General features: G+C 33.6%; 10 protein-coding genes. All 10 read left to right on the top strand.

Going from position 1 to position 12,612, the window contains the following annotated elements; translation table 11 throughout:
* The first annotated feature begins 14 nt into the window (after positions 1-14).
* Entirely contained in the window at positions 15-1,037 is a 1,023-nt protein-coding gene (locus LI954_RS06560) for a polysaccharide biosynthesis protein (protein WP_229444019.1), read from the top strand.
* Complete coding sequence (locus tag LI954_RS06555; protein WP_229444018.1) at positions 1,034-2,143, top strand: capsular polysaccharide biosynthesis protein CapF; 1,110 nt, start codon at positions 1,034-1,036, stop codon at positions 2,141-2,143. Before LI954_RS06560 ends, LI954_RS06555 begins: the two co-directional genes overlap by 4 nt.
* 2 nt (positions 2,144-2,145) lie before the next feature.
* The gene (wecB, locus tag LI954_RS06550; RefSeq protein WP_229444017.1) at positions 2,146-3,270 is read left to right on the top strand and encodes a non-hydrolyzing UDP-N-acetylglucosamine 2-epimerase; all 1,125 of its coding nucleotides are present in this window, start codon (positions 2,146-2,148) and stop codon (positions 3,268-3,270) included.
* Positions 3,267-4,565 (top strand): hypothetical protein, encoded by a 1,299-nt coding sequence (locus LI954_RS06545; protein WP_229444016.1) that lies wholly within the window; start codon positions 3,267-3,269, stop codon positions 4,563-4,565. Before wecB ends, LI954_RS06545 begins: the two co-directional genes overlap by 4 nt.
* Positions 4,566-4,582: 17 nt before the next feature.
* Positions 4,583-5,524, top strand: a complete 942-nt coding sequence (locus LI954_RS06540; RefSeq protein ID WP_229444015.1) for a glycosyltransferase family 2 protein — start codon at positions 4,583-4,585, stop codon at positions 5,522-5,524.
* 61 nt (positions 5,525-5,585) lie between these two features.
* Complete coding sequence (locus LI954_RS06535) at positions 5,586-6,641, top strand: EpsG family protein (RefSeq protein ID WP_229444014.1); 1,056 nt, start codon at positions 5,586-5,588, stop codon at positions 6,639-6,641.
* A 227-nt stretch (positions 6,642-6,868) separates the two neighbouring features.
* A complete protein-coding gene (locus LI954_RS06530; RefSeq protein WP_229444013.1) occupies positions 6,869-7,966 on the top strand; it encodes a polysaccharide pyruvyl transferase family protein in 1,098 nt (365 codons plus the stop codon).
* Positions 7,967-7,993: 27 nt separating this feature from the next.
* Positions 7,994-9,502: a lipopolysaccharide biosynthesis protein gene (locus LI954_RS06525; protein ID WP_229444012.1), complete on the top strand. Its 1,509-nt coding sequence runs from the start codon at positions 7,994-7,996 to the stop codon at positions 9,500-9,502.
* A 20-nt stretch (positions 9,503-9,522) separates the two neighbouring features.
* Positions 9,523-10,917 (top strand): Coenzyme F420 hydrogenase/dehydrogenase, beta subunit C-terminal domain, encoded by a 1,395-nt coding sequence (locus LI954_RS06520; protein ID WP_229444011.1) that lies wholly within the window; start codon positions 9,523-9,525, stop codon positions 10,915-10,917.
* 293 nt (positions 10,918-11,210) lie between these two features.
* Positions 11,211-12,395: an LCP family protein gene (locus LI954_RS06515; RefSeq protein WP_229444010.1), complete on the top strand. Its 1,185-nt coding sequence runs from the start codon at positions 11,211-11,213 to the stop codon at positions 12,393-12,395.
* Positions 12,396-12,612: the final 217 nt, after the last annotated feature.

The raw sequence follows: 12,612 nt of genomic DNA, 5'->3' as shown, positions 1-12,612 counted from the left end.
AAAGGAAATAATGAATGTTTAAAGAGAAGGTTCTTTTAATCACAGGCGGAACGGGTTCATTTGGAAATGCTGTAATGGATCGGTTTTTAGATACTGATATCAAGGAGATACGTATTTTCTCGCGTGATGAAAAAAAGCAGGATGATATGCGGAAAAAATATTCAAATGACAAACTTAAGTTTTACATTGGAGATGTGAGAGACTATAACAGTGTTCAAAACGCAATGCATGGCGTAGACTACATTTTTCATGCAGCGGCGTTAAAGCAGGTTCCTTCCTGTGAATTTTTCCCAATGGAGGCTGTAAAGACTAATGTTATCGGTACTGAAAACGTACTGAATGCTGCGATACAGGAAAAAGTAAAAAAAGTAATTTGTTTATCAACGGATAAAGCTGCGTATCCAATCAATGCAATGGGAATCTCAAAAGCAATGATGGAGAAAGTTTTCGTTGCGAAAGCTAAAACAGCTGAGGATACAGAGACAGTTATTTGCGGAACACGCTATGGAAATGTTATGGCTTCTCGTGGTTCAGTTATACCGTTATTTATCGATCAAATCAAAAATGGTCAGGAGCTAACAATCACTGATCCGGAAATGACTCGTTTCTTGATGAGCTTGGAAGAAGCTGTTGAGCTTGTAGTTTTTGCCTTCCAGAATGCTGTGGCAGGAGATATCATGGTTCAAAAATCACCGGCTTCAACAGTTGGTGATTTGGCTCAGGCGGTAAAAGAGTTATTTACTGTAGACAATCAGATTAAAATCATTGGTACGCGCCATGGAGAAAAGCGTTACGAAACACTGCTGACAAAAGAAGAATATTTAGTTTCAGAGGACATGAATGACTTTTATCGAGTGCCAGCGGATACTAGAGATTTGAATTACGACAAGTATTTTGTTGAAGGAAATCAAGAACTTACAAACGAGGAAGAGTACAATTCTGACAACACACAAAGATTGAGTGTGGAACAAATCAAAGAAAAATTACTGGAATTGGCTTATGTGCAAGAAGAGTTGAAAGCGTGGAATAGCCGATGAACATTCTTGTGACGGGAGCGAAAGGTTTTCTTGGTAAAAATTTGATTGCAGAGCTTAGAAACCAAGAATTTAGTCAGATTTTGGCATTTGATGTGGAGACACCGAAAGTGCTCCTTGAAGACTATTGTAAACAAGCAGATTTTGTGTTTCATTTAGCTGGGGTTAATCGTCCAGAAAAAACAGAAGAGTTTATGGAAGGAAACTTTGGCTTCACTTCAGAATTGCTAGCATTGTTGAAAAAGCATAACAATCATTGCCCTATTATGATTTCATCTTCGATACAAGCTGCTTTAGATAATCCTTACGGGAAAAGTAAGCAAGCAGGAGAAGAGTTGCTAGAAGCTTATGGGAAAGAAAACGGCGTTGCTGTATTCATCTATCGTTTTTCAAATCTATACGGAAAATGGTCGCGCCCTAACTATAACACTGTAGTTGCAACTTTCTGTCATAAAATCGCTCGGAATGAAGAAGTTACAGTAAATGATCCAAATGCAGAAATGGAACTTTGCTATATTGATGATGTCGTGAAGGAGCTGATTCGTTGCCTTAAAGGAAGCCCCACAAAAGACGGACAATATTGCATAGTTCCTAAAATAGACAAGACAACTGTTGGTGAGCTGAAGCAGCTGATAGAGAGTTTTAAAGATAGTCGTAAGACGCTGGCTGTTCCAATGCTTGGAAATATGTTGGAAAAAAATCTGTATAGTACCTATTTAAGCTTTTTACCAGAAGATGATTTTTCTTATGATTTAAAAATGAATATAGATAGCCGTGGTTCTTTCACTGAATTTCTAAAGACGAGCGACAGAGGTCAAGTGTCTGTGAATATCTCTAAGCCTGGTATTGTTAAAGGAAATCACTGGCACCATACAAAAAACGAAAAATTTTTAGTAGTGAGTGGTAAAGGCGTCATTAGATTTAGAAAAATTGATACCAATGATGTGATCGAATATTTCGTTTCAGAGGAGAAGCTGGAGGTTGTGGATATTCCTGTAGGTTATACACATAACATTGAGAATCTTGGAGAAACGGATATGGTTACTGTCATGTGGGTAAATGAAGTCTTTGATCCCAATCATCCGGATACCTATTTTGTGGAGGTTTAATTGTGAAGAAATTGAAAGTAATGACTGTAGTAGGAACAAGGCCTGAAATTATTAGACTTTCAGCGGTTATTAAGAAGCTGGATGCTTCAGAGGCTATTGAACATGTTCTAGTCCATACAGGGCAAAATTATGATTATGAATTGAACGAAGTATTTTTTGAGGACTTTAACTTAAAGAAACCAGATTATTTTTTAAATGCAGCAACGGGTACGGCTGTTGAAACCGTGGGAAATATTTTTATCAAGATTGATCCAGTATTGGAAGAAGTTCAACCAGACGCCTTCCTGGTTTTAGGAGATACCAATAGTTGTTTAGCTGCAATTGCGGCTAAAAGAAGACATATCCCAATTTTTCATATGGAAGCAGGAAATCGTTGTTTCGACCAGAGAGTGCCAGAAGAAACAAATCGAAAGATCGTTGACCATACAGCAGATATCAATTTGACTTATAGCGATATAGCACGTGAATATCTGTTAAGGGAAGGGTTACCTGCAGATCGAATCATTAAGACAGGAAGCCCAATGTTCGAAGTATTGAATTCTCGAAAAGAAGAAATTGAGCAATCAAACATATTGAAACAGTTGTCTCTGAAAAAAGGGGAATATTTTGTTGTTTCTGCCCATAGAGAAGAAAATATCAGCTCAGAAGAAAATTTCATGGATTTGGTAGATAGCTTAAACAGTATTGCTGAGGTTTATGGGTTGCCAATTATCATAAGTACCCACCCACGTACGATGAATATGATCGAGAAACTAGGGATCAAGTTTCATGAATTGATTCAAACTATGAAACCAATGGGCTTTATTGACTATAACAAGCTGCAGATAAATGCAAAAGCTGTATTAAGTGATAGCGGAACAATCAGTGAAGAATCCTCTATTTTGCAGTTCAAAGCATTGAATATCCGACAAGCACATGAGCGTCCAGAGGCAATGGAAGAAGCGAGTGTAATGATGGTTGGTCTTAAAAAGGATCGTATCATGGAAGGGTTAGCTGTTTTGGAAACTCAGGAAGAAACGACATTAAGACATGTTTCTGACTACTCAATGCCAAATGTTTCTGAAAAAGTATTGAGAATTATTCTATCTTATACGGATTATGTGAATCAAGTGGTGTGGAGAAAATGAATTCAAATTCTCCTAGGGTACTAGTGATTAGTAATAATGCTTTTAGTGATACTAGTAATAATGGCAAAACCTTAGCTGCTATTTTCTCGGGTTTAAAAAATGTAGAAGTTGCCCAATTGTATTTCAAAAATGAAGTTCCAACGTCAGCTATAACGGATACTTATTTCAAAATCACCGATCAAGAAATGTTAAATAACTATTTTTCTTTTAAAAAAAATGCAGGAAATAGGATTGATAACTCAGTTTTAGATAATACTGAGTTATCGGCGCCGCTAATCAACCATACAACACCATCAATTTCGAAAAATCAATTGGCACGAATTTTTAGAGAGATAGTTTGGAAAAGACGAAGTTGGAAGAATAATAAACTCTTTTCTTGGATTGATGAATTCAATCCAAATATTATTTTATTTTGTGCTGGGGACTCTGAATTTTCCTATGATATAGTGGATGTAATTCAAGAAAAATATAAAACTAAACTATGCGTCTATATGACAGATGACTATATCCTCCCGAGAAAAAATAAAAGTATTTTGTTTGAAATACGAAGGAAAAAAATTAAAAAGGTAATGGCTAAGGCTATCATGAGAAGTGATGTGCTATTTGTTATTTCGGATAAAATGAGTGAGGTCTATGAGGGTGTTTTTGGGAAACAAAGTATTGTTTTAAAAAATATGTCAGAATCTTTATTGCTTAATAGTAGAGCACCTAAACAAAGGTCTAATGACATTAGTTTTGTCTATGCTGGTGGATTACATTTTAACCGTGATAAAACGCTTATGGAACTTGCAGATGTATTAGATAAATATAATAGTATTGAAAAAAATGAAATTAAGGCGAAGTTGCATCTTTACACAAATAATAATATAGACAAGCTGGATTTTGAGAGGTTAATCGGATTTGATTCTGTGGAGTATCAGGGATTTGTTTCTTCGAAAGAACTTAAGGTAGTTTTAAATGAATGTGATATACCAGTTCACGTAGAAGCCTTTGATCAAGAGAGTGTTGAATCCACTAGACTATCCTTATCAACAAAAATACCTGAATATATGTCATTAAACAAACCAATACTTGCTATTGGACCATCAGAACTTGCTTCAATGAGCTATTTAGCTCCATTCGCTTGCTGTGTTACAAATATTAAGGACTTGGAAGATAAAGTTGAAATTTTGTTGAATAGCAAGGAAGTAAGAGCATCACTGGCTGAAAAATCATTTTTGCAGTACAGTGAAGAATATGATAAGGAAGCGTTCGAAAAGAAAATGAGTGAATTATTTAACTCAATATTATTGTAAGAATCAAGGAGAACATAATGAACTGTTTGATTAGTATAATTGTGCCAATTTATAATGCTGAATCTACATTAGATCGTTGTATACAGTCTATCCTGAGTCAGTCACATTCAAATATTGAACTTATATTAGTGAATGATGGTTCAAAAGATCGTTCATTGGAGATCTGCAAAAAATATGAACGAATGGATTCCAGAGTTTCATTAATTAATAAGGAAAATACAGGAGTTTCCGATAGTAGAAACTTAGCTATTAAATCTGCTGTAGGAGATTTTATTGGTTTTGTGGATAGTGATGATTTTATTCATAGTGAAATGTATACTACAATGATTTCACAAATTTTAAGAGACAGAAGCCAAATTTGCACGTTGGCTAATTATACAATAAAACCAAACAGTCTTTTTAAGGAGAGGAGATCGTCCTTTAATAAAGAGACTGCTCTTACTAGCCTTTTTTTAATGCAGTTTCCTACATCAGTATGGGCGTATTTGTATGAAGCTAAGCTATTGAAGGACAATTTATTCGATAAAAACATCCATTTTTTTGAAGATTTCGAAATAAACTATAGGATTATTAATTCTTGTGACAAAGTCTCACTATGCTATGAGCAGCTATACTATTATGAAATCTCAGATGGCAGTATAAATAGAGCAAAACTGAATAAAAAAAGGATGAGCTGTCTAAAGATATATGACACTATTGATGAAGATATACAAAAGAAATTTCCAAGTCTTATTTTCTCTAGAAGCCATTTTATAGTTTCGATGATCCACCCTTTAGCTTCTTATGGAGTAGATGATAAGTTATTAATTGTAAAATTAAAAAAAGAAGCTAGGAAAATATTATTTTCTTTATTAAAATCATCAGAAGTACCGATAAAATACAAAGTAGCAATAGTAATTGCTTCCTTTAATCCTGTAATGTTTTCAGTAGTAGGCTCTATAACTGGAAAATCAAAATAGAGAGTTTTTACTTATTAAGTAACGATTAGTATGGGTGAATGTTTACAGAGAGGAATTGCGTATGGGAATTTATGTTATTACTAATATAGTAATAGTTGTATTAGGACTATTTTGTGGATTGAGCCAGCATAAAGATAAATTACTGAGTTATATTTTTATTATTCCTAGTTTTATCATGCTCTTTATTATATCTGCATATAGAGGAGATTTTGCAACAGATTATAGAGGATATGAGAGTCTCTTTTATACGTATAATCAATTTGGTTTCATTGAAGTACTTAGAGGAGATTTATACCAAGAAAAAGGGTATATATTTTTAAGCCGAATGGTGGGAGAATTTACAGATAATCCGATATATTTATTTATTGTTGTGTCGTTTATAATTTTATTTATCTTTTATCATCAATTCCAGAAGTATTCCACATACATGTGGTTAAGTGTTTTAATGTTTGTAACCATAGGTCCTTTTTATACTTCGTTCAACATAATGCGTCAAATTTTAGCAGTTGCTATAATTTTTTCTGGCTCTAGATTTTTATATGAAAGAAAAATGATTAAATACTTTTTGATAGTGTTTTTAGCATCACTATTTCATAGAACCTCTCTAATAATGATAGTTGCTTATTTTATACTTAACTTTAAGTTGAGTATAAAGAATATCATTGTTCTGTTCTTTACTTCTGTAGTTGCTATGCTCTATTTAGATAGAGTAGTTTTAATTATTCAAAATTTCTTTTACTCGGGTTATACTGAAAATTCTTATGGGATGACTGGGTTATCTTTTACCAATGTAGTTGTACCAATCACGATTTTAGTATTTTGTCTTTTTCATTATAAAAAGATTGATCTAAATAACACTATTCATAGAGTTTGGATAAATGCTGTTTTTTTCTATGTTTTCTTTAGTATTGCAGGTTTACAGATTCAAATGGTTCAGCGATTGTCTGAATTTTTCAGACCATTTGTAATGTTGAGTGTGCCATTTTTGTTGTCTAAGATAGCCAATAAAGAAATAAAAATTATAACAATAGTAGGTTTAGTATTTGTATTGGTTTTATATAATTATATTATGCTAAGTGGATCTGGTTATGATCCGTACTATTTTATCTGGGATTGAAACCTTTAGTTGTTTTGCAGATAAAAATCAAACTCTTTTCAGATTATAGGAAGTAAACTTTTAAGTATCTATAGAAAACAAAATTCAATTATTATCAAAACAACACTTTGAATTTTGCTAATGTTTAGTTTTTTTAAAATTTGAAATGCTGATAATGAATCTTGATGAGCAACATGCTTATTTTACTATTAGATTCAAGAATAAAATGAGTCAACATGGGGGTTTTTATGAAAATCTGTATATCAACAATAACTGATTATAATAATTATGGAAATAGACTTCAAAATTATGCGTTGCAAAAAACTTTAGAATCTTTGGGCTTTGAGGCGGAATCGCTAAGAAATTTTTCTATAGTTGATAATCGAAATGTTATGCAAAAAACTATTGATGTGTTGCGAAGCGGCAAGCTTTTAGATAGGATACTACCAAAAAGAAAATCGAAATTGCCTGCAGAAGTTGTTTTAGCACGTAAGCAAAATTTTACAAGTTTTACAAGTGACTTTATCCATGAAACAAGTTTTAAAGTTGATCAAAATACTATAAATTTTGATTTTGAAAAAAATTATGATTACTTCATTGTTGGAAGTGACCAGGTCTGGAATCCACAGTTTCAAAGATTTTCAACACTAGATTTTATTCCATATGCTGAGAAAAAAAAGCGGATATCTTATGCTGCGAGTTTTGGAGTAGGGTCAATTCCTGATGCTGAAAAGAATATTTATATTCAAGGCCTAAATGGAATTGAAGAGATATCAGTTAGAGAAGAAAGTGGTGCTTCAATAGTGAAGACGTTAACTGGCAGAACAGTACCTGTTGTCTTAGATCCAACTTTCTTGTTGAAAAAGGAAGAGTGGAGTCATTTAATTGATGAGCATGCATCTGATGGAAAGTTCTTATTGACTTATTTTTTAGGAACACCTTCTGAAATAGAGATGAAATACATAAATGACTATGCTAAAGCAAACAATTTATCAATCAAACATTTGAATAATTCCTGTGATTTAGATACATGGACAAGCGGACCAAAGCAGTTTATTCAGCTTTTTTCTCAAGCGACAGCCATATTCACAGATTCATTTCATGCATGTGCATTCTCCTTAATATTTGAGAAACCATTTATAGTTTTTGAAAGACATGATCACTTAAACTCCATGAATTCGCGTATTGATACTTTATTGAATACTTTCCATCTCAATGCTCAGAAATTTGATGCGGAAAATCTTGAGTTTGATATAATAGTAAAATACGATGACACGAGAACGGTATTAGAAAAAGAACGAGCGAAATCTTTCTCATTCTTAAAGCAAGCACTGAATATAAAGTGACATTTATGACAGTTAGGAGTTGATTTTATGACTCAAAGGAAAATTGGAATAGTATTATCGTATGGTAACTTAATAACAAAAAATTTGGTAATGTTTTTATATACGCCACTATTGCTTCGGATTTTAGGACAGTCTGAGTATGGAATCTATCAGATGGTAAACTCTGTCATGACATCCTTATCGTTATTTAGTTTAGGATTCGGAAGTTCCTATATTCGTTTTTTTACTAGAAGCAAATTAAAAGATAATAAAGATCAAGTAGAAAAATTGAATGGGATGTATCTTTTAGTTTTTCTCTTTATGGGATTTTTAGCTATACTTGGCGGAGTAATTTTGATTTTAAATGTTAATAATTTGTATGAAAATACGTTAACTCCTACTGAATTATACACAGCAAGATACTTAATGGTTTTAATGATTATTAATATCGGATTAACCTTCCCTAACTCTGTTTTTGATTGTAATATAATGGCATCTGAACAGTTCAAATTTCAATATTCCAGACAACTATTTCAGACGGTAATTGCACCTGTACTAACAATTCCTTTCTTGTTATTAGGTTTCAAATCGCTGGCAATAGTTTTTGTTCAGACCGCATTAACATTGCTATTTCTTTTATTAAATGCGAGATTTGCTATTTCAAAATTGAAAATGAGATTCCAATTTAAAAATTTAGATGTTTCCTTACTAAAGGAAATCAGTATTTTTTCTTTCTATATATTTTTAAATCAAATTGTAGACCAGGTAAATTGGAATGTTCCAAACTTTCTTTTAGGAATTTTTGCGGGTGCTAAATCAGTTGCAATTTTTGCAGTAGCAAACCAGATTAAGTTGATATTTATGTCAATGTCTACTTCATTTTCAAGTGTCTTTATACCTCAAATCAATAAAATAGTTAGTGAAGAAAATGATAATAATAAGCAATTAACTAATGTGATGACAAAAGTTGGGCGATTTCAAGCTGTAATTTTACTATACATTTTTGGTGGATTTATTTTGCTTGGGCAATATTTTGTGGAAATTTGGGCAGGGAAAGGGTATGTAGAATCATTTTATGCAGCCATTTTAATGATAGTACCGTTGTTTGTACCCCTCATTCAAAATGTGGGTATTGAAATTCAGAGAGCAAAAAACATGCATAAATTTCGCTCGATTCTTTATACGATATTTGCTGGCATAAATGTACTGATTACAATTGTTACAATTAAAATGTGGGGGATTTTAGGAGCTACATTAGGGACATTCATCACGATGATTGTTTGTAACGGTTTAATCATGAATTGGTACTATGAAAAGAAAGTGCTACTTAATATGTCGTATTTTTGGAAGTCGATTTTACCATTATTTATTCCTTTTCTAATTTCAACACTATGTTTGAGTTTTTTTAAAACATTTGTAGCCATAAATTCGTTATTCAGTTTTATTTCATATGGCATTTTGTATACAATTTTCTTTGCTTGTATCTATTATTTCTTTAGTATGAATGATACAGAGAAAAATTTGGCACATACTTTTCTAAAACGAAGGAAAAAATAAAAAGAATTTGAGGAGTTAATATGGCAAAAAATACAACTGATAATGTTCTTAAAAATGTTATTGATGGTGATTATTGTTCAGGATGTGGTCTTTGTGCTGCTCTTGATAAAAGATATACAATGGAGATTGATGAAAACGGCTGTATTAAGGCAAATTATCGACCATCTGATTCTGAACAATTTTCTGTAGAAAGAGTTTGTCCGTTTTCCAACCAATCAAAAAATGAAACAGAGTTGGGTGAGCTTATTTTTGGTGATACTAAGGATATACAACAAGATGTAAATTTAGGATTCTTTCTGAATACATTTGTTGGAAATGTAAAAGAGGATAGTTATCGATTGAATGGAAGCTCTGGCGGTATTGGAAGCTGGGTAACCGACAAATTACTTCTGTCAAAAAAAATAGATGGCGTCATACATGTTAAAGAAAATCCAAGCGCTGATAATGTTATGTACTCATATCAAGTTTCATATTCTGTAGATGAAACAAGAGAAGGAGCTAAAACAAAGTATTATCCTATCGAATTGTCAGAAGTTTTAAGAAAAATAAGAGGAGATGGGAAGACATATGGAATTGTGGGTGTACCTTGTTTCATCAAAGGCATCAGATCTGCCTGCATCCAAGACCCCATTTTATCAAGTCAAATAAAATTTACTGTAGGTTTGGTTTGTGGTCATTTGAAATCCAAACTGTTTTCTGAAGCAATTGGTTGGGAGTGTGGAGTAGAACCTGAAAAGCTTGAAAAAATAGACTTTAGAAAGAAATTGGAAGGTAGAAAAGCCAGCGATTATGGTGTTGAAGTTTTTGAAAAAGGTTCTGATAAAACTGATTCAAAAATAGTTCCAACGAGATCGTTATCAACAACAAATTGGGGATTAAGTTACTTTAAGTATAACAGTTGTGATTACTGTGATGATGTACTAGCAGAATTAGCTGATATCACAATTGGTGATGCATGGTTGCCAGATTATGAACAAGACTCCAAAGGAACAAATATTGTTATTATAAGGAATAAGGAAATTCTTGATTTATTTGAAGAGAATAAATCTGAGTTGGATTTAAAAGAGGTAAACAAAGAGGAAATCGTTAAATCTCAAGCAGGTGGGTTCAGGCATCGAAGAGAAGGTTTGAAATATAGATTATTTTTGAAAGAGACAGCAAATGAGTGGATCCCTCAGAAACGAGTTATTCCATCAAGTAACCATATCTCTGAGAAACGAAAAAAAATCTACTATTATCGAACTGTTTTGACAAAAGAAAGTTTTAATGGAATGAAAACGGCTAAAAAATTAAGTAGCTTTAATGAATTCCAAAAATATATGAAACCATTTGAGAAAGAATATTCAAAATTAAATAAGGTGTCATTTTTAAGAAGGATTATAAGAAAAGCAAAGCGAGTGATCATTTCTAGTTGATTTTGGCAGGTTCTGATAAAAAACATTACATTTTGGTTTGAATAGCATTCGGTTGTTTACTGGTACTGACGGTATCTCCAATCGCTTCGAAAAAGAATTATCAGATGTAGAATCTAAAATATATACTAGAGACCTATTTAGAAGGGATTAACCACTGCCCCCTTTTTCATATATCCCCTATTTTACAATTGTGTTAAGAAATCATGCCAATTTTTCAAAAATATTGCTAGGTGGAGTAATTTGTGAGAAAATGATTTAGTGTAACGATTCTTGCGTAAATGAGGAAGTGTCTTATGAATTTATGGAAAAAACTAGTACTGTCGTTCTTGGGCTTGGTTTTTATAATGATCGCCGGAATCTGTGCCTATGGACTGAAAATCTATTCTGATGCCAGCAGTACGGTGACAGATGTATATGAATCAATCGAACGGGTGTCAACAAAAAGAGAGGTCGCCGTGAGTATTGATGCTCAGGAACCATTCTCTGTATTGCTGATGGGAATCGATAATGGGGACCTCGGCAGAACAGAAGAAGATGGCGGTCGATCGGATACAATGATGGTCGTAACAATTAATCCTAAAGAAAATAAGTCTACTATCCTTAGTTTAAGTCGGGATACTTTGACGGAACTGGTAGGAAATGATACGACAGACAAACTAAATCATGCGTATGCTTATGGCGGCGCAAAAATGACGATTGACACAGTTGAAAATCTTTTGGATATTCCAATCGATAACTATGTATCCATTAACATGAAAGGGTTAAAAGATTTGATTGATGCTGTTGGCGGAATCGATGTGGATAACCCTTATGATACAGAGCTTGATGGGATTATTTTACCTAAAGGTCCAATGACGTTAAATGGTGAAACTGGTTTGGCGTATGCCCGTTACCGTTACGATGATCCAGAAGGCGATATAGGCCGTCAAAAACGTCAGCGGGAAGTAGTTGAGAAAATCGTTAATAAAGTTCTGAGCTTTAGCGGTGTGACTCAATACAAGAGTATTTTAAATGCAGTTAAGGATAATGTGAAAACTGACTTGACCTGGGATGATATGATTGACATTCAAAAGAAATACATGAATTCATTTGGAACGATTGAATCTCTTCAGCTGGAAACACAAACAGAAGAAATTGATGGTGGTTCTTACCAAATTTTGAATGCTGACAATCTGTTTGATGTACAGACAAAATTGCGTGCGCAGTTGGGCTTGGCTCCAAATGATGCGATGCTTGCCGAGTTGACTGAGAAGCTTTCTGTTTATGCCGTGAATTCAGGCACAGGCTATACTGGTGATGCTGATTATTATGATTCAGGTTATGCTGACCCAGGAACAACGGGCTATAGTCAGGACTATGGCTACACAGCTCAGGGAAATGTAGATCAGGGCTATGCGGAGTCAACACCGATTGAGGAACCGACAACACCAAGCTACGAAATCAATTCGGACTATGTACCGGAATCTGCAGGTTATTGACCTTTGGAGTAAGATACTGTCAGTTAAAGTGAAGTAATGAAGAAGCACTGATTCATCAGCTGCTTCTTTTTTATGTCATTGGATAGAGTGGAATGATTAATCCTGATGTTTTAAAACTGCAAATGACGGCGAGGGTTGGCAACTGAGGTTGTGACAAAGCTTCTCCGTGCTCCCGCATAAACGGAACTGGCAACGCAGCATAGTTTAGGACCGGCAA

The sequence above is a fragment of the Enterococcus sp. CWB-B31 genome (assembly GCF_020567645.1).
Classification (GTDB): Bacteria; Bacillota; Bacilli; order Lactobacillales; family Enterococcaceae; genus Enterococcus_L.
This window is presented reverse-complemented; position numbering and strand designations above follow the sequence as displayed.

Coding starts and splice junctions, on each gene's coding strand:
- LI954_RS06525 (WP_229444012.1), top strand. CDS start 7,994: ATGACTCAAAGGAAAATTGGAATAGTATTATCGTATGGTAACTTAATA.
- LI954_RS06520 (WP_229444011.1), top strand. CDS start 9,523: ATGGCAAAAAATACAACTGATAATGTTCTTAAAAATGTTATTGATGGT.
- LI954_RS06560 (WP_229444019.1), top strand. CDS start 15: ATGTTTAAAGAGAAGGTTCTTTTAATCACAGGCGGAACGGGTTCATTT.
- LI954_RS06540 (WP_229444015.1), top strand. CDS start 4,583: ATGAACTGTTTGATTAGTATAATTGTGCCAATTTATAATGCTGAATCT.
- LI954_RS06535 (WP_229444014.1), top strand. CDS start 5,586: ATGGGAATTTATGTTATTACTAATATAGTAATAGTTGTATTAGGACTA.
- LI954_RS06515 (WP_229444010.1), top strand. CDS start 11,211: ATGAATTTATGGAAAAAACTAGTACTGTCGTTCTTGGGCTTGGTTTTT.
- LI954_RS06545 (WP_229444016.1), top strand. CDS start 3,267: ATGAATTCAAATTCTCCTAGGGTACTAGTGATTAGTAATAATGCTTTT.
- LI954_RS06530 (WP_229444013.1), top strand. CDS start 6,869: ATGAAAATCTGTATATCAACAATAACTGATTATAATAATTATGGAAAT.
- LI954_RS06555 (WP_229444018.1), top strand. CDS start 1,034: ATGAACATTCTTGTGACGGGAGCGAAAGGTTTTCTTGGTAAAAATTTG.